The 23,059-nt window shown below is 71.8% G+C and carries 20 protein-coding genes, 1 pseudogene and 2 riboswitches; of the genes and pseudogenes, 5 read left to right on the top strand and 16 right to left on the bottom strand.

Annotated features, from left to right (window positions below):
• Window positions 1–282 precede the first annotated feature (282 nt).
• The 5 genes from ACO1BR_RS06085 to mnmA all read right to left on the bottom strand — a co-directional run bounded on the left by ACO1BR_RS06085 (window position 283) and on the right by mnmA (window position 5,522).
• On the bottom strand, window positions 283–972 hold the full coding sequence (locus ACO1BR_RS06085) for an SDR family oxidoreductase (RefSeq protein ID WP_426793959.1): 690 nt from the start codon (window positions 970–972) through the stop codon (window positions 283–285).
• A gap of 47 nt (window positions 973–1,019) precedes the next feature.
• Window positions 1,020–1,562 carry a TIGR00730 family Rossman fold protein gene (locus tag ACO1BR_RS06080; protein WP_426793958.1) on the bottom strand — a complete coding sequence of 181 codons (543 nt, stop codon included), beginning with the start codon at window positions 1,560–1,562 and terminating at the stop codon, window positions 1,020–1,022.
• Between the two features lie 177 nt (window positions 1,563–1,739).
• The gene (gdhA, locus tag ACO1BR_RS06075; RefSeq protein ID WP_426793957.1) at window positions 1,740–3,116 is read right to left on the bottom strand and encodes an NADP-specific glutamate dehydrogenase; all 1,377 of its coding nucleotides are present in this window, start codon (window positions 3,114–3,116) and stop codon (window positions 1,740–1,742) included.
• A gap of 314 nt (window positions 3,117–3,430) precedes the next feature.
• Window positions 3,431–4,210 carry a VC0807 family protein gene (locus ACO1BR_RS06070; protein ID WP_426793956.1) on the bottom strand — a complete coding sequence of 260 codons (780 nt, stop codon included), beginning with the start codon at window positions 4,208–4,210 and terminating at the stop codon, window positions 3,431–3,433.
• A 166-nt stretch (window positions 4,211–4,376) separates the two neighbouring features.
• Window positions 4,377–5,522 (bottom strand): tRNA 2-thiouridine(34) synthase MnmA, encoded by a 1,146-nt coding sequence (gene mnmA / locus ACO1BR_RS06065; RefSeq protein ID WP_426793955.1) that lies wholly within the window; start codon window positions 5,520–5,522, stop codon window positions 4,377–4,379.
• Window positions 5,523–5,576: 54 nt separating this feature from the next.
• On the opposite strand from mnmA, the pseudogene ACO1BR_RS06060 reads away from it, so the two are divergent.
• A pseudogene (locus tag ACO1BR_RS06060) lies at window positions 5,577–6,417 on the top strand (N-acetylmuramoyl-L-alanine amidase).
• A gap of 15 nt (window positions 6,418–6,432) precedes the next feature.
• On the opposite strand, the gene ACO1BR_RS06055 reads toward ACO1BR_RS06060, so the two are convergent.
• The gene (locus ACO1BR_RS06055; protein ID WP_426793954.1) at window positions 6,433–7,602 is read right to left on the bottom strand and encodes a cysteine desulfurase family protein; all 1,170 of its coding nucleotides are present in this window, start codon (window positions 7,600–7,602) and stop codon (window positions 6,433–6,435) included.
• 108 nt (window positions 7,603–7,710) lie between these two features.
• Between ACO1BR_RS06055 and ACO1BR_RS06050 the strand changes: the two genes are divergently transcribed.
• Window positions 7,711–7,998 carry a hypothetical protein gene (locus ACO1BR_RS06050; RefSeq protein WP_426793953.1) on the top strand — a complete coding sequence of 96 codons (288 nt, stop codon included), beginning with the start codon at window positions 7,711–7,713 and terminating at the stop codon, window positions 7,996–7,998.
• A gap of 10 nt (window positions 7,999–8,008) precedes the next feature.
• Entirely contained in the window at window positions 8,009–8,872 is an 864-nt protein-coding gene (locus ACO1BR_RS06045; RefSeq protein WP_426793952.1) for an alpha/beta fold hydrolase, read from the top strand.
• Here the strand turns inward: ACO1BR_RS06045 and ACO1BR_RS06040 are convergent.
• Complete coding sequence (locus tag ACO1BR_RS06040) at window positions 8,869–9,717, bottom strand: thioesterase family protein (RefSeq protein WP_426793951.1); 849 nt, start codon at window positions 9,715–9,717, stop codon at window positions 8,869–8,871. The two genes, ACO1BR_RS06045 and ACO1BR_RS06040, sit on opposite strands and share 4 nt — an antisense overlap.
• Before the next feature lie 147 nt (window positions 9,718–9,864).
• Here ACO1BR_RS06040 and ACO1BR_RS06035 point away from each other — a divergent pair, with 147 nt between their 5' ends.
• Window positions 9,865–10,515, top strand: coding sequence for a trimeric intracellular cation channel family protein (locus tag ACO1BR_RS06035; protein WP_426793950.1), 651 nt, complete (start codon window positions 9,865–9,867; stop codon window positions 10,513–10,515).
• Between the two features lie 28 nt (window positions 10,516–10,543).
• Here ACO1BR_RS06035 and ACO1BR_RS06030 read toward each other — a convergent pair whose 3' ends face one another.
• From ACO1BR_RS06030 to ACO1BR_RS05990, 9 genes are all read right to left on the bottom strand, one after another.
• The gene (locus tag ACO1BR_RS06030) at window positions 10,544–11,953 is read right to left on the bottom strand and encodes a M1 family metallopeptidase (protein ID WP_426793949.1); all 1,410 of its coding nucleotides are present in this window, start codon (window positions 11,951–11,953) and stop codon (window positions 10,544–10,546) included.
• A 98-nt stretch (window positions 11,954–12,051) separates the two neighbouring features.
• Window positions 12,052–13,104, bottom strand: coding sequence for an ABC transporter ATP-binding protein (locus ACO1BR_RS06025; protein ID WP_426794012.1), 1,053 nt, complete (start codon window positions 13,102–13,104; stop codon window positions 12,052–12,054).
• Between the two features lie 98 nt (window positions 13,105–13,202).
• A complete protein-coding gene (locus ACO1BR_RS06020) occupies window positions 13,203–14,351 on the bottom strand; it encodes an ABC transporter ATP-binding protein (RefSeq protein ID WP_426793948.1) in 1,149 nt (382 codons plus the stop codon).
• Window positions 14,348–15,358: an ABC transporter permease gene (locus ACO1BR_RS06015; protein WP_159507964.1), complete on the bottom strand. Its 1,011-nt coding sequence runs from the start codon at window positions 15,356–15,358 to the stop codon at window positions 14,348–14,350. Before ACO1BR_RS06015 ends, ACO1BR_RS06020 begins: the two co-directional genes overlap by 4 nt.
• Before the next feature lie 135 nt (window positions 15,359–15,493).
• Window positions 15,494–17,242, bottom strand: coding sequence for an ABC transporter substrate-binding protein (locus ACO1BR_RS06010; RefSeq protein ID WP_426793947.1), 1,749 nt, complete (start codon window positions 17,240–17,242; stop codon window positions 15,494–15,496).
• Window positions 17,243–17,320: 78 nt separating this feature from the next.
• Entirely contained in the window at window positions 17,321–18,319 is a 999-nt protein-coding gene (locus ACO1BR_RS06005) for an ABC transporter permease (protein ID WP_426793946.1), read from the bottom strand.
• A 435-nt stretch (window positions 18,320–18,754) separates the two neighbouring features.
• The gene (locus ACO1BR_RS06000; protein ID WP_426793945.1) at window positions 18,755–19,546 is read right to left on the bottom strand and encodes an enhanced serine sensitivity protein SseB C-terminal domain-containing protein; all 792 of its coding nucleotides are present in this window, start codon (window positions 19,544–19,546) and stop codon (window positions 18,755–18,757) included.
• A 62-nt stretch (window positions 19,547–19,608) separates the two neighbouring features.
• Window positions 19,609–20,451 (bottom strand): enhanced serine sensitivity protein SseB, encoded by an 843-nt coding sequence (locus ACO1BR_RS05995; protein WP_426793944.1) that lies wholly within the window; start codon window positions 20,449–20,451, stop codon window positions 19,609–19,611.
• A 127-nt stretch (window positions 20,452–20,578) separates the two neighbouring features.
• Window positions 20,579–21,310: an AAA family ATPase gene (locus ACO1BR_RS05990; protein ID WP_426793943.1), complete on the bottom strand. Its 732-nt coding sequence runs from the start codon at window positions 21,308–21,310 to the stop codon at window positions 20,579–20,581.
• Window positions 21,311–21,642: 332 nt separating this feature from the next.
• Window positions 21,643–21,738, top strand: a riboswitch (glycine riboswitch).
• A riboswitch (glycine riboswitch) is annotated at window positions 21,739–21,856 on the top strand.
• Between the two features lie 33 nt (window positions 21,857–21,889).
• On the opposite strand from ACO1BR_RS05990, the gene gcvT reads away from it, so the two are divergent.
• Window positions 21,890–23,017, top strand: a complete 1,128-nt coding sequence (gcvT, locus tag ACO1BR_RS05985) for a glycine cleavage system aminomethyltransferase GcvT (protein WP_426793942.1) — start codon at window positions 21,890–21,892, stop codon at window positions 23,015–23,017.
• The last annotated feature ends 42 nt before the right edge of the window (window positions 23,018–23,059 follow it).

Below are 23,059 nucleotides of genomic sequence, written 5' to 3'. Positions count from 1 at the left end.
CCCCCCCCCCCCCCCCCCCCCCCCCCCCCCCCCCCCCCCCCCCCCCCCCCCCCCCCCCCCCCCCCCCCCCCCCCCCCCCCCCCCCCCCCCCCCCCCCCCCCCCCCCCCCCCCCCGCCCCTTGCCGGACGTCCTCCGCGGCACGTTCCCCGCGTCCGCCCCGCTCCGTTCAGGCCCGGCCACGGACACCCAGCCGTCCCACGGCCGCCGCCGCGGAAGCGAAAGGGGACGGCCGTCCCCGCAGGGCAGCCGTCCCCTTTGCGCCTCCGGTCAGGGCCCCGGGCTCACCGCCCCGGCCGGACCACCACGTCCTTCAGCTCGGCGTCGCGCGGCAGATCGATCGCCGTGAGGATCGCCGTCGCGACCGACTCCGGGTCGATCCAGCGGGACGGGTCGTACTCCTTGCCCTCCTGGCGGTGGGTGCTCTCCTGCATGGGCGTCGCCGTGCGCCCCGGGTAGACCGACGTCACCCGCACGCCGTTGCCGTGCTCCTCGGCGCGCAGCGAGTCGGCCAGCGCCTTGAGGCCGTGCTTGCTCGCCGCGTAGGCGCTCCAGTTGGCGTGCGCGTCCAGCCCGGCACCGGAGTTGACGAAGACGACGTCGCCCTTGGCGATCCGTACCAGCGGCAGCAGCAGCCGGGTCAGCTCGGCGGGCGCGACCAGGTTGGCGGCGAGCTGGCGCTGCCACGCCTTGACCGGCAGGTCGCCGACGGCGCCCAGTTCGATGACGCCCGCGATGTGCTGGAGCGAGTCGATGCGGTCCGGCAGCGGCTGCTGCCCGAGGGCGAAGGACAGCTTCTCGGGGCGGGAGAGGTCACCGACGATGGCGTGCGCCCCGGGGAACCGGTCGGCCAGCTCCTTCGCCCGTACGGCGTCCCGCGCCAGCAGCCACAGCTCCTCACCGCGCGCCAGCAGCCGCTGCGCGACCGCCGCTCCGATGCCCGACCCTGCGCCCGTGATCAAGTGCGTTCCCATGGGGCCGATCCTAACGAGGGCGCGAGCCGCACGGGGGGCGCACGGGATCACGCCCCGGCGCCGGCCCGCTCCTCCAGGTAGGCCAGCGCAGCGGCCCCGTCGTCCGCGAAGAACACCAGGTCGGTGAGGGGAAGCGGCAGGAACCCCTCCACCTCCATCCGCCGGAGCTGCTCCTTCAACCCGTCGTAGAAACCGGCGGTGTTGAGCAGGACGACCGGCTTGCGGTGCATCCCGTGCTTGCGCAGCTCCAGGATCTCGGTGGCCTCGTCCAGGGTGCCCGTACCGCCCACCATGACGACGACGGCGTCGGCGCGCGCCAGCAGCTGCGCCTTCCGCTCGGCGAGGTCCTTGGTGACGACCATCTCATCCGCGCCGGCGCGCGCCTTGTGGGCCAGGAACTCCACGGAGACGCCGATCAGCTTCCCGCCGGCCTCCTGCACGCCGTCGGCCATGACCTTCATCAGCCCGGTGTCCGAACCACCCCATACCAGGGCATGACCGCCCTTTCCGATCAGTGTGGCGAACTGCCGGGCGGGGGTGACATAACGGTCGTCGAGGTCGGCGGCGGAACAGAAGACGCAGATGTTCATGCGGTCACCCTAATCCGTTGTTAGCGGCGGTTCCCGGGGCTGGAAAGTTCTGGAGACCGTTCGAACTCCGGGTCGCGACAGCTAATCCGGGGGCGGTGCGCGCGGCCCCGCCCCCGGGAACGGCAGTGCCCCGCGCCCGGGGCGGGCGCGGGGCACTCGTGGGGCGGGGCCGCCGGATCAGATCAGGCCCTGGTCCAGCATGGCGTCCGCGACCCGCTCGAAGCCGGCGATGTTCGCGCCCGCCACGTAGTCGCCGGGCAGCCCGAAGCGCTCGGCGGTCTGGTGGCAGGTGTCGTGGATCCCCCGCATGATCGCGGCCAGTTCACCCTCCGTGCGCGCGAACGGCCACGCCTCGCGGGCCGAGTTCTGGCGCATCTCCAGCGCGCTGGTCGCCACCCCGCCCGCGTTGGCGGCCTTGCCCGGACCGAAGGCCACACCGGCCTCCTTGAGGAGCGCCACGGCCTCCGGGGTGGTGGGCATGTTGGCGCCCTCGGAGACCGCCTTGACGCCGCCGCGGACCAGGATCCGCGCGGCGTCCGCGTCCAGCTCGTTCTGCGTGGCCGACGGCAGCGCCACGTCGCAGGCGACGTCCCAGACGCGGCCGCCCTCGACGTACTTGGCGGACCCCCCGCGGCGCTGCGCGTAGTCGCCGACCCGGCCGCGCTCGACCTCCTTGACCTGCTTGAGCAGCGCCAAGTCGATGCCCTTCTCGTCGACGACATAGCCGCCGGAGTCCGAGACGGTCAGGACGTGGGCGCCGAGCGCCTGGGCCTTCTCGATGGTGTAGATCGCGACGTTGCCGGACCCGGAGACCACCACCTGCTGCCCGTCCAGCTCCTCGCCGCGCTGCTTGAGCATCTCCTGGGTGAAGAGCACGTTGCCGTAGCCGGTGGCCTCCGTACGGGCCCTGGAGCCGCCCCATGCCAGGCCCTTGCCGGTGAGGACGCCGGCCTCCCAGCGGTTGGTGATGCGGCGGTACTGGCCGAAGAGGTAGCCGATCTCCCGGCCGCCGACGCCGATGTCGCCGGCCGGCACGTCCGTGTGCTCGCCGAGGTGGCGGTGCAGCTCGGTCATGAACGACTGGCAGAAGCGCATGACTTCGGCGTCCGACCTGCCGTGCGGGTCGAAGTCGCTGCCGCCCTTGCCGCCGCCGATGTTCAGGCCGGTCAGCGCGTTCTTGAAGATCTGCTCGAAGCCGAGGAACTTCACGATCCCCAGATTCACGGACGAGTGGAAGCGCAGCCCGCCCTTGTACGGGCCGAGGGCGCTGTTGAACTCCACCCGGAAGCCGCGGTTGACCCGGATCGTCCCGGAATCGTCCTGCCACGGCACCCGGAACATGATCTGCCGCTCCGGCTCGCAGATCCGCTCCAGGATCCTCGCGTCGACGAACTCCGGACGGGCCGCCAGCACGGGCGCCAGCGTCTCCAGGACCTCAAGGGCGGCTTGGTGGAACTCGGGCTCGCCGGGGTTCCGGCGGACCAACTCGGCGTGCAGGGATGCCGTCCCGGCGGCGCGCGCGCCGGACCTGACCTCAGATTGAACAGTCGACATGACTCGCGTTCCCTTCGTGGCCGACGAAAGCCGCATACCGCCGGATCACCGTCGAACCGCCGGCGCGGGCCTCTGACGTCCCGTCGCACCGCCGACCTTATTGGCCGCGGGCACGCCGCATCGACCGCGGGGTGCCCGACACGCCAATCCTGCAAGAACTTTCCCAACTCCTCCGCCCGGTATGGCCCGTTACCTCCCTTGCTTCACCTGGCCCTCCGGGTGGGTGCCGCCGCCCGGGACTTCGAGGACCCCCGTACTCCGGAATCCTGGGCGGCCGCACCCCCGGCGGCGCGCGGCGGGCGGGACGGCCCGGCTCAGTCCGCCGCGGCGACCGGCTCGGCGACCCGGGTCCCGGCGGCCTCGGCACGGCGCACCGCCTCGTCCCGCGCCACCTCGGCGCCGACCATCTGCTCCAGGGGGTGGGCGCCGGCCGCGCCCGCCACCACCATGGCGAACAGGACGGCCACGATGGCCAGCACGGTGCCCAGCCAGACCATGACGTGCACCGGCAGGGTGTAGGCGCCGACCACCCTGATGACGCACTCGGCCAGCAGCGCGCACCCCCAGATCAGCGAGAACCGCCGCTCCGCCCGCCGGAAGGGCTCCGAGGTGGCCAGCAGCCGGTCCCAGGCGGCCTCCCCCGCCGGACTGCCCTTGGTCACCCAGGGCTTGAGGCCGGCGGTCATCAACGGCCGCCTGGTCCGCAGCGAGAGCAGCACCGCTATCCCGACCACGCTGCTGACGCCGCTGTCCTTGGCCATCATCAGCCGCGGATCGCCCGCCACCGTGCTCAGCGCCAGCCCCACCGCGTTGACCGCCAGGATCAGCAGCGCCAGACCGTTGACGCTCCGGCCGCGGACCAGGCCCCAGACCGTGCGCAGCGCCGGGACCACGCTGCTCCATCCCAGGGCGGCCACATCGCTCATCCCGGCGCCGCTGCTGAGGGCGTAGTACAGGCCCAGCGGGAACCCGGCGTCCAGGATCAGCGGGCCGAACGCCGCCAGCAGCTGGTTCCCGGCGGGCTGTTGGTCACCGGGCCGCCGGACGGCGGACTTCCCGGCGGCCGGGTCGACGGCGGATTGACTCTGACGCATGGCGGACTCCCCCGAGCTGGGCTGTGAACTGCGACTGTGCGCCGTTCCTTTGCCTCATCAGCTTCGGGTACCGCGCCGCCCCGGCGGCAGTCTCAACTGTCCCTGGAACGCCATGACATTTGTCAGTACCGGCGGCCCGCCGGCGCTGCCCGCCGGCGTCCGGCGGTCAGGCCGACCGGCCCGCCTCCGCCGCCGTCCGGCGGTCGGTCGTGGCGATCGTCGCCGAGCCGACCACCCGGGTGCCGTCGTAGAGCACGATCGCCTGGCCGGGAGCGACACCGCGCACCGGCTCCGTGAAGGCGACCCGCAGCTCGGTGCCGTCGACGAGCTCGGCACTCACCTCGGTCTCGCCGCCGTGCGCGCGCAGCTGCGCGGTGTACGTGGCGGGGCCGGCCGTCGGCGGGCGTCCGCACCAGCGGGGGCGGATGGCGGTGAGGGCGGTGACGTCGAGGGAGGCGGCGGGGCCGACGGTGACCGTGTTGTCCACCGGGGAGATGTCGAGGACGTAGCGGGGCTTGCCGTCGGGGGCCGGGCGGCCGATACGCAGGCCCTTGCGCTGGCCGATGGTGAAGCCGTACGCGCCCTCGTGCGTGCCGACGACCGTGCCCGACTCGTCGACGATGTCACCCTCGGCCGTGCCCAGGCGCTTGGCGAGGAAGCCCTGGGTGTCACCGTCGGCGATGAAGCAGATGTCGTGGCTGTCGGGCTTCTTGGCGACGAACAGGCCGCGGCGGGCGGCCTCTTCGCGGATCTCCGCCTTGGTGGTGCGGGTGTCGCCCAGAGGGAACATCGCGTGCGCCAGCTGGCGGTCGTCGAGGACGCCGAGGACGTAGGACTGGTCCTTGGCCATGTCGGAGGCGCGGTGCAGCTCGCGGCCGCCGTCCTCGCGCACCACGACCGTGGCGTAGTGGCCGGTGCACACCGCGCCGAAGCCCAGGGCGAGGGCCTTGTCCAGGAGGGCGGCGAACTTGATCTTCTCGTTGCAGCGGAGGCAGGGATTCGGGGTGCGGCCGGCCTCGTACTCGGCGAAGAAGTCCTCGACGACGTCCTCGCGGAAGCGCTCGGCGAGGTCCCAGACGTAGAAGGGGATGCCGATCACGTCGGCGGCGCGGCGGGCGTCGTGGGAGTCCTCGATCGTGCAGCAGCCGCGGGCGCCGGTGCGGAACGACTTCGGGTTCTCGGACAGCGCGAGATGGACGCCGGTCACGTCGTGGCCCGCCTCGGCGGCGCGGGCTGCGGCGACGGCGGAGTCGACACCGCCGGACATGGCGGCGAGTACGCGGAGGCGGCGGGGAGCGGCGGCATCAGTCATAACCACTCCAGAGTAGACGGAACCGGAGAGCGGCCGGAAAGCGTTGTGCGGGGCATGGGGGAAACGGACGGGACACGGGACGGGCGGCAGGCCGGGGGCGGCGCGGCGGAGCGATCGGGGGGAGGGACGGACGGCTCCGCGGAGGGGTCCGTCGACCGGCCTCGCCGGCGGTCCGGGCTCACCCGGCGCCGGGCCCTGCTGCTCGGCGGCGGCGCCGTGGTGGCCGCGGGGGCGGCGGTGGCGGCCCGGGAGGAGCTGGCGTACTGGTGGTGGCGGCTGCCGGGGAACGGCAGGCCGCGCAAGGAGGGGGAGGTCGACTTCCCCGGCGCCATGGGGGTCCCTCCCTGTTCGAGCGAAGTCGAGAACTTGGGGGAGGGTGGCGGCGTCCCCGGCGAACTACCGCCGGGCCAACCGCCCCGACGACTACGCGGTCGACCGCGTGGTGATCCATGTCGTCCAGGGCGGCTTCGCGACCGCCCTGAAGGTCTTCCGGGACCCCTTCCACGAGGCGTCGGCGCACTACGTCGTCCGCCGGGACGGGCACGTGGCGCAGGCGGTCCGGGAGCTGGACGTGGCGTTCCACGCCGGGAACCGCGCCTACAACGAGCGCAGCGTCGGGATCGAGCACGAGGGCTTCGTGGACCGGCCGGAGTCCTTCACCGGCCCCCTGTACGCGGCGTCGGCGCGGCTGACGGCCGGGATCTGCCGGCGGTACGGCTTCCCCGCCGACCGGGAGCACGTCATCGGCCACGTCGAGGTACCGGGGACGGACCACACGGACCCCGGCCCCCACTGGGACTGGGACCGCTATCTGCAGCTGGTCCACGCCGAGCTGCGCACGCCGCCCGCGAAGACGCCCGAGGCCACGCCACCGGCCGCCGGGGCCGGGGCCTGACCTCTCGGAAATGCCCTAGCTGAGCCCCGCGCCCCGCGCCCGCTCCACCACCGGGCCGATGGCCGCCGCGAGGGCGGCGACGTCCTGGGCGGTGGAGGTGTGCCCCAGCGAGAAGCGCAGGGTGCCGCGGGCGAGGTCCTGGGACATACCGGTGGCGAGGAGCACATGGCTGGGCTGTGCGACGCCCGCGGTGCACGCCGATCCGGTGGAGCAGGCGATGCCCTGGGCGTCCAGCAGGAGCAGCAGCGAGTCCCCCTCGCAGCCGGGGAAGGTGAAGTGCGCGTTGGCGGGGAGCCGGCCCGCGGGGTCCGGGTCGCCGCCCAGGACCGCGTCCGGGGCGGCGGCGCGTACGGCCTTGATCAGGTCGTCGCGCAGGGCGCCGATCTCGCGGGCGAACTCCTCGCGGTGCGCGACCGCGTGCCGCCCGGCGACGGCGAACGCGGCGATGGCCGGGGTGTCGAGGGTGCCGGAGCGGACGTGCCGCTCCTGGCCGCCGCCGTGCAGGACGGGCACCGGGGCGTGTTCGCGGCCCAGCAGCAGCGCGCCGATGCCGTACGGGCCGCCGATCTTGTGGCCGGAGACGGTCATCGCGGCCAGCCCGGAGGCGGCGAAGTCGACGTCCAGCTGACCCACCGCCTGCACCGCGTCGGCGTGCAACGGGATTCCGAACTCCCCTGCCACCTCGGCCAGTTCACGGACCGGCTGGACGGTGCCGATCTCGTTGTTGGCCCACATGACGGTGGCCAGCGCGACATCGTCGGGGTTGCGGGCGACGGCCTCGCGCAGCACGTCGGCGTGCACCCGGCCGTAGCGGTCGACCGGCAGCCAGTCGACGGTGGCGCCCTCGTGCTCGCCGAGCCATTCGACGGCGTCCAGGACGGCGTGGTGCTCGACGCGGCTGACGAGGACCCGGGTACGGGCCGGGTCGGCGGCTCTGCGGGACCAGTAAAGCCCCTTGACCGCAAGGTTGTCGGCCTCGGTGCCGCCCGCGGTGAAGACGACTTCGCTGGGGCGCGCGCCCAGGGAGGCGGCGAGCGATTCCCGGGCCTCTTCGACGGTGCGCCGGGCCCGTCGGCCGGCGGCGTGCAGGGAGGAGGCGTTTCCGGTGACGGTCAGCTGGGCGGTCATCGCCTGGACCGCCTCCGGAAGCATCGGAGTGGTGGCGGCGTGGTCGAGGTAAACCATGGTGGGCCGATTCTACGAGCCCACCCCCGGCGCACGCCCCGCGCGGGGGCGCATACCGCACGGCGCACGCCGCTGCACGCCCGGAGACGGACGGGCACGGTGCGCTACATGACTGACACCTCCACGATGTCCCGGGCCCGAGCACACCTCGGCGCCCTCGTCCGCCGGGCCGCACTCGCCCGCGAGCGCATCACCCTCACCCCTCGCGGCCAGCCCGCCGCGGTACCGATCAACCCGCAGGACCGGTGGACATCGAGGACGCCCTCGCGCTCGCCGCATACCGGGCCCGGCAGGCGACCGGCACCGTCCACGGGGTACCCCATGACGAAGTACGCGCTCGTCCCGGTCTGGAGCGCGAGTGAACCACCCCTCGACACCCCGGTAAGGAGTGTCTAGCCTGACACTCATGACACGCTGGCTTCTGGACCGTACGTTTCGCAGTTCGTCGGGCGAGGTGCGTTGGGCCGTGCTCGGGGAGGGCGGCGGGGACGCGCCGCCGGTGGTGCTGCTGCACGGGACACCGTTCTCGTCGTTCGTGTGGCGGGACGTGGCGCGGGCGCTGGCCGGGCGGCGGCGGGTCCATGTGTGGGACATGCCGGGGTACGGGGCGTCGGAGATGCGGGCCGGGCAGGACGTCTCGCTCGCGGCGCAGGCGGTGGTGTTCGGGGAGCTGCTGGAGCACTGGGGCATGACCGCCCCGGGCGGCCAACCGGCCGTGGTGGCACACGACTTCGGTGGGTGCGTCGCACTGCGGGCGCAGCTGCTGCACAGGGCGCGGTACGAGCGGCTGGCACTGGTCGACCCGGTGGCGCTGGCTCCCTGGGGGTCCCCCACGTACCGGCTGCTGGGGGCGCGCTCCGAGGTGTTCGGGCAGCTGCCGCCGGAGCTCCACCGGGCGCTGGTGCGGGAGTACGTCTCCTCCGCCGGCCATCGGGGTCTGCGCCCGGACGTGCTGGACCGGCTGGTCGAGCCGTGGTGCACGGAGGCGGGCCGGCCGGCGTTCTACCGGCAGATCGCGCAGAACGACCAGCGGTTCACGGACGAGGTGGCCGGGCGGTACGGGGAGATCACGGTGCCGGTGCTGGTCTGCTGGGGCGCCGAGGACACCTGGATCCCGGTCGCCAAGGGGCACGAGCTGGCCTCCCGTATCCCCGGGGCCGAGCTGCGGGTGATCGAGGGGGCGGGCCATCTGGTCCACGAGGACGCGCCGGCCGAACTGGCGGTGGCCCTGCGGGAGTTCCTCGGAGCGCCCCGCCCCTCCCCGGACTAGTCGATCAGGACCGTGCGGGCCAACTGGCGGGACTGGGCGACGAGCCGGTCCTCGGAGTCCCAGACCTCGGCGTCCTCCTCCAGGAAGCCGCCGGCCAGATTGCGGGTGGTGATGGCGACCCGCAGCGGGCCGGGGGCCGGGCGGTGGCGTATGTGGGTGGTGAGTTCGACAGTGGGGACCCAGCCGATCAGGCCCATGTCGAAGGCGGTGGGCGGGAGGGCGTCGACCGTCAGGAGCAGCGAGAGCGGGTCGGGGTCGCGGCCGTCGGCGAGGCCGAACCAGGCGCGCATCTCACCCTTGCCCGAGGGGGCGCCGACCGCCCAGCCCGCGGTGGCCGGGTCGAGGCGGAGGTCGAGCCGGCCGGCGATCGCGGTGCTGCCGGGGATGGCCGGGCGCTCGCCGGGGGCGCTCTCGGCGCCCAGGCAGTGCTCGTACGGCGGGATGGCCGGGGGCTTGGCGGTGGTGCGGACGTCGTCGGGGAGGGTCGTAAGGTCCCCGTACGCGGCGAGCACGCGCAGCCGCTCGACCTCGGTGCCGTCCTCGGCGAACTGCACGAGGGAGGCGGTGCCGGTGGACAGCGTGCGGCCGGTGCGGACCACTTCGGTGCGGATGACGGCCGGGCCGGGGACGGAGGCGGTGAGGTAGTGCGCGGTGACCGTGAGCGGGTCGGGATGCGGGAGGGTGTCGCCCAGGGCCCGGCCCATGAGGGCGAGGAGGTAGCCGCCGTTGACCGCGTTGATGATCGTCCAGCCCGCGGAGAGGTGGGTGTCGTAGGCGCCGGTGGCGCGCCGGACGACCGCGGTGTCGCGGTCGAACTCACTGTTTCCTACGGTCGCCGTTGCCATGGCGGCACCGTACACCGGTTTATTACCGACCGGTAGTGTCAATTTCAAGGACCGCCTGCGGGCCCCTGCGGGCCGCCGACCGACCGCCGGCGTCCACCTACTGACCACCCGCGGAGCCGTGCGTTCCGCGGCTGTAATGATGGCGGCATGCTTCATGTGCTCTACCTGATAGGCGTCGCGGCCTTCGCGGCGAGCGGTGTGCTGGCCGCCTACCGCGCGAACATGGATCCGTTCGGCGGGCTGGTGCTGGCGTTCGCCGCGTCCATCTCCGGCGGCACGCTGCGCGACCTGATCCTGGACCGGCGGCCCCTGTACTGGACGCACGACTGGGTACTGCTCACAGTCATCATCTGCGTCGGCGTCGGCACCATCGTCTATCTGCGGTTCTGGTCGCTGCCGCGGAAGTCGCTGCTGGTCGCGGACGCGATCGGACTGTCCGTCGTCACGGTGATCGGGGCGCGGGCGGCGATCACGGCGGGGGCCACCCCGCTCGCGGTGATCATCCTGGCGGTGCTGACCGGGGTGGCCGGCGAGGTCATCCGGGACGTGCTGTGCGGGGAGTTCCCGCCGCTGCTGCTGCGCGAGGACGTCTACGCCATCGCGGCGCTGGCCGGCGGCTGCTGCTATCTGCTGCTGGACCGCCTCGGAGTCGGGGCCACCCCCGCCGCGGCGGTCTCGGCGGGGGTGGTGTTCGGACTGCGGATGGGCGCGGTCTACCTCGGGCTGCATCTGCCCCGGCCGCAGCAGCTGCGCGCCCGGGGGGCGAAGGAGCCCGAGGAGCCCGGGGACGGCGCGTAGCCGCGCGGCCGGGTGGCCGGGTGAGCGGTCAGTTCCCCGGCAGGGCCGGCCGGCCCGGGGTGTCGAGCCAGGTGTGGAACAGGTCGCCCAGCCGCTGGCCGGAGACCTTCTCGGCGAGCGCGACGAACTGGGCGGTGTTCGCGTTGCCGTAGCGGTGCTGCGCGGTCCAGGTCGGCAGCAGCTTGAAGAACGCCTTGTCGCCGATGCGTTCGCGCAGCGCCTGCAGGGTCATCGCGCCCCGCTCGTAGACCGCGTCGGAGAACATGGTGTCCCGCTGCGGATCGGAGACCTTGATCTTCCAGAGCGGGTCGTTCGCGGGCAGGGAGTTGTACGCCTTGCGGAAGGCGTCGTGGGCGGTCGTGGTGCCGCGGTGCTCGGCCCACAGCCACTGGGCGTACGTGGCGAAGCCCTCGTTGAGCCAGATGTCCTTCCACTGCTTGACCGAGACCGAGTCGCCGAACCACTGGTGGGCCAGCTCGTGGACGATCGTGGTCTCGTTGCGCACCGCCGAGTAGACCGGCTTGGACTGCACCTCCAGGGAGAAGCCGGCCTCCGGCATGTCGTCGACGATTGCGCCGGTCTCCTCGAAGGGATACGGGCCGAAGATCTTGGACCAGTAGTCGGTGGCCTCCGCGGTGATGCCGTAGACGTCGACCTTGCCGGTGGGGAGGGTCGGGTCGACGGCGACGTAGATCGGGGTGCCGCCGGGGGTGGTGCCGGTCCGGGTGTCGAACTTGCCGATGGTGGCGGTCGCCAGGTACGTCGCCATCGGGCGGCTCTCGCGCCAGTGGGACCAGGAGCGGCCGTGCGACTCGCCGGAGCTGATGAGCCGCCCGTTGGAGACGCCGGTCAGACCCTTCGGGGCGTCGATGTGGATGTCGTAGGTGGCCTTCTCGCTGGGGTGATCACTGGAGGGGAACCACGTCGAGGCCGCGTTCGGCTCGCAGGCGACGAAGACGCCGGTCTTGGTCTTCATCCAGCCGTACTTGGAGCCGAAGACGATCGGGCCGCTGAGCGGCTGCGGGACGCCGTGGTAGACGACGGTGACGGCGAAGCGGGCGCTGCGGGAGAGCGGGGCCTCGGGGCGGATGACGATCTTGTCGCCATTCCGGTGGAAGTGGGCCCGGCGGCCGTTCACCCGGATCGAGTCGACGGTCAGCTTCTGGAGGTCCAGGTCGAACGTCGAGAGGTTCTGGGTGGCTCTGGCGGTCAGCGTGGTCCGGCCGTCGAGCCGGCCCGAGTCGGGGTGGTAGCTGACGCCGAGGTCGTAGTGGAGGGGCGTGAAGCCGCCGTTGCCCATCTTGGGGAAATAGGGGTCACCGACCCCGGGGGCGCCGGGGGTGGCGCCCGGGGCGGCGGCGATGGTGGCGGCCGAGGCCACCGCGGTCGCCAGGGCGAGCCAGCGGGAGGTGCGACGCGCAGAGCGGGAGAGTGCCATGAGCCGTCCCTTCAGCACACGGATGCGATTAGAACAACCGTGCCAACTCTGCACTCTCCCGCCGGACTTCACCAGCGACTTTGCCAAGTCGTCAGTAGTTACTGATCTGTTGCGACATTACCGGCCGAACTTTCGGTCATCGTGGCCGAGTTGGCACCTTCGCCCTCGGGATGGTGACAGGCCACCCGGTGCCCGGTGCGCAGCTCGACCAGCGGCGGCTCGGTGGTGGCGCACTCCTTCGTCGCCTTCCAGCAGCGGGTGCGGAACCGGCAGCCGGAGGGCGGGTCGATCGGCGAGGGGACGTCGCCCTTCAGCAGGATCCGGTCGCGTTCGGTGCGCCGCCGGGGGTCGGGCACCGGGACCGCGGACAGCAGCGCCCTGGTGTACGGGTGCCGCGGCGACGCGTACAGGGACGCACGGTCGGCGAGTTCGACGATCTTGCCGAGGTACATCACCGCGATCCGGTCCGAGACGTGCCGGATGACGGAGAGGTCGTGGGCGATGATGACGTAGGTCAGGCCCAGCTCCTCCTGGAGGTCGTCCATGAGGTTGACGACCTGGGCCTGGATGGAGACGTCCAGGGCCGAGACCGGCTCGTCGGCGACCACCAGCTTCGGCTTGAGGGCCAGCGCCCGGGCGATCCCGATGCGCTGCCGCTGACCGCCGGAGAACTCGTGCGGATAGCGGTTGTAGTGCTCCGGGCTCAGGCCCACCAGCTCCAGCAGCCGCTGCACCTCCTTCTTCACCCCGCCCTCGGGCTCGACGCCCTGGAGGCGGAAGGGGGTGGAGACGATGCCGCCGATGGTGTGCCGCGGGTTCAGCGAGCCGTACGGGTCCTGGAAGATCATCTGGACGTCGCGGCGCAGCGGCCGGAGCCGGCCCGGGGACAGATGGGTGATGTCCCGGCCCGCGAACTCGATGGTGCCGCCGGTCGGTTCGTCGAGGCGGGTGATCAGCCGGCCCATCGTCGACTTGCCGCAGCCGGACTCGCCGACGACCCCCAGCGTCTCCCCCGGCAGCACGTCGAAGTCGATGCCGTCGACCGCCTGGACGGCGCCGGCCGTGCGCTTGAGGAGCCCCTTGGTGATCGGGAAGTGCCGGACCAGGCCGCGCACCCTCAGCAGCGGGCCGTCCTGGGTCGGGTTCCCGATTGCCTCAGTCGTCCGTGTGGCCCCGGTCGTCGGAGTGGTCCGAGTCGTCTCGGTGGTCGGAGTGGTCTCGGTGCTCGGAGTGGTCTCGCTCGTCTCGGTCACAGCTTCGGCGCAATCTCTTCGGTCCAGATACGCTCCCGCTCCTCCTGCGCCATGTGGCACGCGGAGAAGTGCCGGCCGGCGACCTGCCGCAGTTCGGGGCGCACCGTGCGGGTGGCGTTGTCCGCGGGGACGTCCGCGTACGGGCAACGGGGGTTGAAGGCACAGCCGGACGGCACGTTGATCAGGCTGGGCGGCGAGCCCTTGACGGGGATCAGCCGGTCCGTCTGGTCGCGGTCGATCCGTGGCATGGAGCCGAGCAGGCCCCAGGTGTAGGGGTGCTGCGGGGTTGAGAAGACCTTCTCCGACGGGCCCCGCTCCACGCACCGGCCGCCGTACATCACCAGCAGGTCGTCGGCGAGTTCGGCCACCACGCCCAGGTCGTGGGTGATGAGGACGACCGCCGAGCCGAACTCCTTCTGCAGGTCGCGGATCAGGTCGAGGATCTGCGCCTGGACGGTGACGTCCAGGGCGGTGGTCGGCTCGTCGGCGATCAGCAGCTCGGGGTTGTTGACCAGCGCCATGGCGATCATGGCGCGCTGGCGCATCCCGCCGGAGAACTGGTGCGGATGGTCGTCGACGCGCTTGTCCGGCTGCGGGATGCCGACCCGGTCGAGCATCTCGACGGCCCGCCTGCGCGCGGTCTTCCGGTCGACGTCGTGGTGGACGCGGTACGCCTCCACGATCTGGTTGCCGACCGTGTAGAAGGGGTGCAGCGCGGACAGCGGGTCCTGGAAGATCATCGCCATCTCGCGGCCCCGCAGCCGGCGCACCTCGTCGGGGTCGGCGGAGACCAGCTCCCTGCCGCCCAGCCAGATCTCGCCGGACATCCGGACCTTGCCGCGCTGCCGCCGGGAGGCGCGGTGCAGCCCCATGACGGCGAGCGAGGTCACCGACTTGCCGGAGCCGGACTCGCCGACGATGCCGAGCGTCCTGCCCTTCTCCAGGCTGAAGGTCAGGCCGTCGACGGACTTCACAAGACCGTCGTCGGTGGGGAAGTGCACCTTCAGGTCGCGGACTTCGAGGAAGGCGGTGGGCCCGGGGGGCCCGGCGGGCCCGGCAAGCCCGGCAGGCGCTGCCTCCCCGGCCTTCCCGGCTTCCCCGGCCTCTTCGGCCGTGCCGGTCGTGTTCTCGGAAGCGTCGGTCACGTGAGCCTCACCCGCGGGTCGACGGCGGCGTACAGAACGTCCACCACCAGGTTGCATATGACGATGAAGAACGCGGCGAGCAGGGTGACGCCGAGGATGTTCGGCAGGTCGTTGGCGTTGATCGAGTCGACCGCGAAGGCGCCGACTCCCTTGAGCGAGAAGACCTGTTCGGTGATCAGGGCACCGCCCAGCAGCAGGCCCAGGTCCATGCCGAAGACGGTGATGATCGGGGTGAGCGCGGCCCGGAGCCCGTGCCGCAGGACCACCTTGCGCTCCCGCAGGCCCTTGGCGCGGGCGGTGCGGATGTAGTCCTCGCTCAGCGTCTCCAGCATGCCCGCCCGGGTGAGCCGGGCGTAGAGCGCGGAGTAGAGGAAGGCCAGGGTGACCCACGGCAGGACCAGCGTCCGGGCCCACAGGAAGGGGTCCTGAAGCAGCGGTACGTAGTCGCTGCGCTCGAAGATCGGCCACTGGTAGGTGAACAGGGCCAGCGCCAGCGCACCGGTGAAGAACATCGGGAGCGAGACACCGGCCAGCGCCACGCCCATCGCCATCCGGTCGAAGACCGAGCCGGGGCGGAGCGCGGAGAGCACTCCGGTGGCGACGCCGGAGACCAGCCACAGCACCGCGGCGCCGGCGGCCAGCGACACCGTCACCGGGAGCCGGGACTGGATTTCCGGCCAGACCTCGATGTGCGTCTTGAAGGAGTAACCGAAGCACGGCACATGGCACTTGGCCGCGTCCGGTCCGAATTTGTAGTCGACGCCGACGAAGATGCCCTTGAGGAATTCCCAGTACTGCTCGTACACCGGCTTGTCCAGCCCGAGGTTCTTCTTCACCGCGGCGATGTCCGCGGTGGTGGGGGCCTTTCCGATGTACTGCTGGGCGAGCTGGTCGGTGCTCTGCCCGGCCAGTTTCGGCAGCAGGAAGAAGATGCCGAAAGTGACCGCGCTGACGATCAGCAGCAGGATCACTGCGCTGATCAACCTGCGGATGATGTACGAGAACACGGGGATGCGGCGCCGGCGCAGGGGGGGGGGGGGGGGGGGGGGGGGGGGAGGGGGGGGGGGGGCCCCCCTTCCCCCCCCCGGGCCGGGCGCGACCGGCCCGCGGACACCAATGCCTTCACCTGCCTTCCAGGGCTGCTACTTCTTGACGCCGATGTTGAGGTAGTCGTACTCACCGCTGAAGGCCGAGGTGGACATCATGTTGGTGGCCTTGGGCGAGCGGTACATCAGGACCTTGAAGTAGGTCAGCGGGACGATCGCCGCCTGCTCCATCGCCTTTTTGTCGATATCGGCGTACGCCTTCTCGCGGGCGCCCTTGTCGGTGTTGGCGATCGCGTTGTTGAGCAGGTTGTTGATCTCGGGATCGTCCAGCTGGGACAGGTTGGAGTTGCCGGACTGGCTGATCGCCTTGCCGTTGAGGATCTGCTGGAGGTAGCCGTATCCGGTCGGGAAGTCGGCGCCCCACTGCATCATGATCAGGCCGACGTTGTTGGACTTGTTGAACGCCGGGACACCGGCGTAGTCCGAGAAGTACTTGCTGGTCGGGTACGACTGGATCCTGGCGTTGACGCCGATCTTCTTCAGCGAGCCGATGACCGAGGTGGCCGCGTCGACCTCGTCCTGGCGGTCGTTGCGGGCCAGGATCGTGGTGTTGACGTTGCCCGCACCGCACTTGGCCCAGTGCTGCTTGGCCTCGGTCAGGTCCAGGTTGTCGCCGCTGTACTTCTGCGGGTACAGGTCGTACTTCTGGTAGCCGGCGATGTCCGTCGGCAGGACCGTGGAGGCGATCTCACCGCGGATCGGGCCGCCGAGCGCGGTCTGCACCGCCTTCTTGTCGATGGCGTACTCGACGGCTTTGCGGCACTCGACGTTGTCGAACGGCGCCACCTTGGTGTTGAGCGCCGCGTAGACGAGGCGCTGGCCGAGCGCGTTGTCGGTGTTGGCCTTCAGCTTCGGGTCGGTCAGGAGCTGGGCCTGGGTCTGGCCGTCGACCCCGCGGCCGGCCATGTCGACCAGGGTGTTTCCGGACTGGAGGTCCTTGTCGATGGTCGACTGGGCGACCTTCAGGTTGAGCACGATCTTGTCCGGCAGCTGCTTGCGCAGCGGGTCGGTCCGCGCCGACCAGTTCGGGTTGCGGACCAGGGTGAGCTGCTTGCCCTCCTGGTAGTTCTCGAACTTGTACGAGCCGGAGGAGACGACGCTCTTGGTGTAGTCCGCGCCCTTGTCCTTGGCCTGCGGGACCGGCGCGGTCTGCGGGGCGCTCACCAGGTAGTCGAACTCGGCGAACGGCTGCTTGAGGTGGAAGACGATGGTCTGCGGGTCAGGGGTCTCGATGGACTTGAGCCCCTCCTTGGACTTGTCCTTGTACGGCCCCTTGTAGCCGCCGTCGTTGTCCACGAGGAACTGCTGGAAGTAGTTCGGGCCCAGCGAGAGGACGTCGCGCGCGAAGTTGCTGCGCTCCACGGCGTACTTGACGTCCTGGGAGGTGACCGTCGTACCGTCCTCGTACTTGACGCCCTTGCGGATCTTGTACGTCCAGGTCTTGCCGCCGTCGCTGGGCTTGCCCATCGACTCGGCGAGGTCCGGGGCCAGTTCCTCGCCCTTGGTGCCGGGGCCCGGCTTGAAGGTGGTGAGGGGGCGGGCGTAGAGGCGGCTGAAGTTGTAGACGAAGGCGTAGTAGGTGTTACCCGGGTCGAAGGACTCGGGGGCGTCGCTCATCGCGTAGGTGACCGTGCCCCCCTTCTCGTCCGAGGCGTTGACGACGCTCTTGGTGGCGGCGTTGACCTCGGCCGAGCCGGCCGAGGAACCCTTTCCGCTGCAGCCGGCCAGCAAAAGGCCCGCACTGGTGAGGGCCGCGACAGCAGCGACCGGAACTGACCTTCGCATAGTGGTCGATATCCCCTTCGTTCGTCGTGAAACGTCCTTACGAAACGGCGGTGGTGCAGTTCGGGCGCCCGGTGGCCGTCAGCGGCTGCGCGGGTCGAGTGCGTCCCTCAGCCCGTCACCGAGCAGGTTGAAGGCGAGCACGGTGACGAAGATGGCGAGGCCGGGGACGATCATGTACTGGGGGTCGACCTCGTAGTACTTGACCGCCTGGGTGAGCGTGCCGCCCCAGGAGGACTGGGGTGGCTGGATGCCGACACCCAGGAAGCTCAGCGCCGCCTCGAAGAGGATGTTGGAGGGGATCAGCAGCGTCGAGTAGACGATGATCGGCCCCACGAGGTTGGGCAGCAGTTCCCGGAAGAGGATGAACGGCCCGCGCGCGCCCAGGCCGCGGGCGGCCGAGACGAATTCCCGTTCGCGCAGCGACAGCGTCTGCGCGCGCACGATCCGGCCCATGTACGGCCAGTTGAAGAAACCGATCACGAAGATCAGCACCGAGATGTGCAGCGGCAGCCCCTGCAGGCCGAACGCACCGCCCTGGAGCGAGGCGGAGATCGCGATGGCGAACAGCAGCAGCGGGAAGGCGAGGAAGACGTCCATCATCCGGCTGATGAGCGCGTCCACCCGGCCCCGGTAGAAGCCGGCGACGACACCGAGCACGCTGCCGAGGGCGACCGACAGCAGCGTCGCGCCGAACGCCACCAGCAGCGACACCCAGGAGCCCTCCAGGATCCGGGCGAGCAGATCGCGGCCGAACTTGGGGTCCACCCCCAGCAGGTGGTCGCCGCTTATCCCGCCGAAGTCCCCTTTGGGGAGCGTGGTGTTGGGGTCGATCAGGTCCGGGTGCGGCAGATTCGGGTCGAGTCCGAAAAGCGCCTGGAGGGGGCGGGAGAGCGCGGCGGCCAGGACGAGCAGGACGACAACGATGGCACCGGCCACGGCGACCTTGTCGCGGCGGAAGCGCAGCCAGGCGATCTGGCCGAGCGAGCGACCCTCGATCCGCTTGCTCTCCACGCCCTCCAGCACCGCTTCCGGCTGCGCCTGCGCAGCCGCCCCGGTGGTCTCGATCGGTGTGGTCACGGTGCCCTTGACCCCTCTCGGCCGGCGGTGGCCGGCCGGTGCCCGCCGCGGTAGCGGCCCGGATTCCCATCACTGACGCTTCCCCTGCCGCCAACTCGTCATGGCGTCAGGGGCGTTCACTCAACGGAAGATCAGAGGTGGTGCGGTAGATCAGAGGTGCTGTGTTGCCGTGCGGAAGTGGCCTCGTACAAAGGACCGAGGCCCTGTGCCGCCGGAGTCTTCATCCGACCGGCGATCACTCACCAGCCCCCGCAGGGAATGGATGCACAACTGTGATCTGGCCCACGAGCTTCCGTTATACGAACAACGGTGCGGGCTGACCGGACCGCAAGGGGGCCCGAAAGGGGGTCCGAAAGGGGGCCAACTGCCGTGCGGACAGGGGGAATTCAGGCCAAGTACGGCAGCCCGCCACGGCGCCGGGAAGGCCCGCCGGCGTCAGTAGGGACGCGGGTATCCGTAACCGTAGGTCGGTCCGGGAGCGGGCGGCTGCGCATAGCCGTCACGGTCGAAGAAGGGGCGCGCACAGGCCCGCATCCACATGCCGACCGGGTCGAACTCGTCGTTCATCGCGACGGTCGAAACGGGCAGACCGTCCGGAACGGCGCCCATCGACTGCTGGATCATCAACCGCACCGAATCCACCGACAGCTGGCCGGTGTCGTACAGATCCAGCCCGATCGCCAGATACGGGGCACCGAGGGCGGGTTGCACCCAAGCCCGGCGCAACGACCGCACAGCGGGCGTCCGATGGGCGTTCTGGGCGAGCAGGGCGTAGAACTGCGGGATGTCGACGGCCGGTTCGGAGATCCGTAGCGGACCGGCGGGCAGCCGGTCGAGACCGCCGGCGATCCGCCGCAGGTCGAGCCAGGGCACGCCGACGCCGCCGCCGGGCGCGTGCGGGTTCAGCCACAGCCCCCAGCGGTCGGGGAAGAGGGAGGCGGCGATCTCCGTGCCGGTGACCAGCTCGTGGTCGCGGTTCCAGCCGGAGGCGGCGAGTTCGGCGGCGGAGGTCACGCAGGGGGCGTAGCCCAGCCCGTCGACCTCCATGTTCCCGTACTGGGCGTCGGGCATCCCGGCGCGGCCGTGCCAGAGGAGCATCCAGACCTGGCTCTGGGCGAGCGCGTGCAACAGCGCCTCGTAGGCGTCGTAGCGGCCGGGCGAGACCTGTTGCAGCATCTGCTCGACCTGGCCGGCCGCCGCGGCTCCCTGATGCGCACCCGCGCTCACGTGGTCCCGTCCCTTCTGTCAGCAGGGCACGTGAGGGTGCGCCCGCCCGTCATCCAACCAGCTTACGAGTGGTCCCGTGCATAGAAGGGCCGCACGCGCTCCAGCATCCAGTCGGCGACCGGATCCCCCTGGGCGATGTCGAGCAGGACGAGCTGGACGGGCCAGGGCACCGGCACCGCACCGAGCGCACGTCCCAGGGCCGCCAGCGCCGCCTCGCGGGCGCTGCCGTCGTGCAGCCGCTCGGCGGGCACGTCGAGTTGCACGCCGACGAACAGCGCGGGCGTGTCGCCCTCGACACTTGCCAGGGCACGCCGGGCAGTCACGACAATTCCGGCACCGGAGAACTCCAGTCCGGCCGCGGCGAGGAAGTCCACCGGCTCGTCCTGCCAGTCCGGTTCGAAGAGCCGCACCCGGGCGCCGCTCGGCAGACCGCCGGCCTGCTCCGCGCGCGCGGCGCGGCACAGTTCGGCCACCGCGGGCGGCGGCAGCGGGACCCCGACCGTGCCGTCGGGGTTGACCGCGATGCCCACCAGCGGCGGCAGCCCGCGGGCGAACTCCCGGGCGGGCGCGACGGTGAAGCCCAGATGCGCTCCCACGACCTTCATGAACTCCTGCTCGGAGCTGAAGACCGGGACGTACGCGGCCCCGCCGATCTCCACGGTCGGCACATCGAGGCCGGCCGCCCCGAAGCCCGCACTGTCCGGGCCACCGCCCTTGGGCAGCGGCACCCACACCCGGCTGCGGCCCAGCACCTCGACGATCCGGCCGCCCGCCTCCGGATGCCCGACCGATGCGGCCAGCACCTCTTCGAGTTCGTTCGCCGGCCAGGCCAGCTGCGGAATCCCCTGGTCCGGGAAGTCCCCCGGCGCCGGAAAGTTCCCCGGATAGTTCTCCGGATAGTCCATGTCACCCACCCCTTGCCGACCGCGCGCTTTCTGGCCGACGACACTAGCGTCAGGTGGGGAGACGACCGAAGCCGGAGCCGCACACGGGAGCGAGGGCGGCGGCCGTACGCGCACCGGCCGCCCCCCGTCAGTCGAAGCTGACCGCCTCCAGCGTGCCGGCCGCCCGGCGGTCGAGCAGCACCGCGGAACGGAAGCCCGCCGGGAGCCGGTCCGCCTCCGCGCCGCCCACCAGCCGCCGTACCGCCCTGCGGTGGCGGGCGAAGGCGTACCGGGACACCCCGCGCCCGCGGGTCCGCTGGCCGCTCAGCGCCACCTCCGGCGGCACGTCGAGCAGCACCAGGTGCAGCCCCCGGCCGCCCCGCCGGGCCGTCCGGGAGATCCAGCGGCGCACCCACACCAGCGTCCCGCAGTCGTGCACCACCACGCTGCCGCCGGAGCGCAGCGCCCGGCGCAGTGCGAGGTAGTGCGCCGCGCGGACCAGCGGGCGGTACAGGCCGTACGGCACCCGGTGCAGCCGGCCGCGTTCCCAGCGCTCCCGGGCGTCCTGGGAGTCGATGCGGTGGACCGCGGCGCCGCGCGCGTCCAGCCGCGGCACCAGGCGCCGCATCAGGGTGCTCTTGCCGCTGCCCGGCAGGCCGGAGACCACGACCAGATCCCCGGGCGGGAACCGGAGTTCGGCGGTGCGGCGGACCGGGCGGACGCCCCGGAGGTCGGTGATCGGGGAGCGGCGACCGGGCCGCGGGACGGACGGCGGGCGGCGCCGGGCCTGCGGCTGGGTCTCGGACTGAGGCCGGGACGCGTCCGCCGGGTCCGAGGGCGCAATGCCCGAAGTGGCCGCGTACGCCGCTTCCCTGTGCACCGTGAACACCCCTCCCGGTCCGGTTCCGGCTCCGCTTCGGGACCGGAGCCGCAACGGCAGAGTGTCAAGAAAAGGTAATGCCCATCAAGGCGATTGCCCGATCCGACGAGGTGGCGGGCGCCGGGCTGACGGCGCACCGGGCCGCCGCCCAACGGCCGCCGCCGGAGGCGCCGCGCACCCGGCGGGTTCCGGAACCGCGTGGGCGGCCCGGCGGAGCCGACCGGAACGGGGCGACGACCAGGGCTCCTTTATCCGGCGATCCCGTGTAATGATGTGGCCGCCACGGGCACACCTCTGGTCACTCGTGAGCTGCCAACTCCATACCGGCCGCTTGAACCCGCGCGGGAGAGTCCCCGGCCACCACGGCGGGGCGCCGAAGGAGCAAGTCCTCCCTTGAATCTCTCAGGCCCCTATACCGCGCGGGCGAGGCAGATCTGAAAAGCGAGCCAGTGCCCGGTTGCAGGCGCGGCTCCACCCAAGGTGCAAACCGGGTCCGTTCGCGGGATCCCGGTGAACCTCTCAGGTTCCGATGACAGATGGGGAGACCGTCTTGTCACCCATGCCTGGGAGCCCGGAACGATGACTGAAGCCCCCCGCCGCACCGCGCTGGATGCCACCCATCGCGCGCTCGGCGCGACCATGACCGACTTCGCCGGCTGGGACATGCCGCTGCGCTACAGCAGCGAGCGCGACGAGCATGTCGCGGTCCGCACCCGCGCCGGCCTCTTCGACCTCTCCCACATGGGCGAGATCACCGTCAGCGGCCCGCGGGCCGCCGACCTCCTCGACTACGCGCTGGTCGGCAACATCGGCGGCGTCGCCACCGGACGCGCCCGCTACACCATGATCTGCGCGCCCGACGGCGGCATCCTCGACGACCTGATCGTCTACCGGCTCGCCGACGAGGAGTACATGGTCGTCGCCAACGCCTCCAACGCCCAGGTGGTGCTGGACGCGCTGACGGAGCGGGCCGGCGGCTTCGACGCCGCGATCCGCGACGACCGCGACGCCTACGCGCTGATCGCGGTGCAGGGCCCGGAGTCCCCCGGCATCCTGAAGGGGCTCACCGACGCCGACCTGGACGGGCTGAAGTACTACGCGGGCCTGCCGGGCAAGGTCGCCGGGGTGGACGCGCTGATCGCCCGTACCGGATACACCGGCGAGGACGGTTTCGAGCTGTTCGTCCGGCCGGCGGACGCGGTCGCCCTGTGGGAGGCGCTGACCGAGGCCGGCGCCTCCGTGGGCCTCGTCCCCTGCGGACTGTCCTGCCGCGACACGCTGCGCCTGGAGGCCGGTATGCCGCTGTACGGGCACGAGCTGACCTCCGCCACCACGCCGTTCGACGCCGGTCTGGGCCGGGTGGTGAAGTTCGAGAAGACCACCAACGGCGGGGACTTCGTGGGCCGCGCCGCGCTGGCGACGGCGGCCGAGCGCGCCGAGACCGCACCGCCGCGCAAGCTGGTCGGCCTGATCGCCGAGGGCCGCCGGGTGCCGCGCGCCGGATACCCGGTCGTCGCGGCCGACGGCACGGTCATCGGCGAGGTCACCTCCGGGGCGCCTTCCCCCACCCTCGGCAGGCCGATCGCCATCGCGTACGTCGACGCGGCCTACGCCACACCGGGCACCGACGGTGTCCGGGTGGACATCCGTGGCAGCCATGAGCCGTACGAGGTCGTCGCGCTGCCCTTCTACAAGCGGCAGAAGTAGCGGTCGGCCGCGCCGCAGTAACGGTTCACCGGCCGCGGACGC

Origin of the sequence: Streptomyces sp. YGL11-2, from assembly GCF_050054615.1 — a bacterium.
Lineage (GTDB): Bacteria > Actinomycetota > Actinomycetes > Streptomycetales > Streptomycetaceae > Streptomyces.
This window is presented reverse-complemented; position numbering and strand designations above follow the sequence as displayed.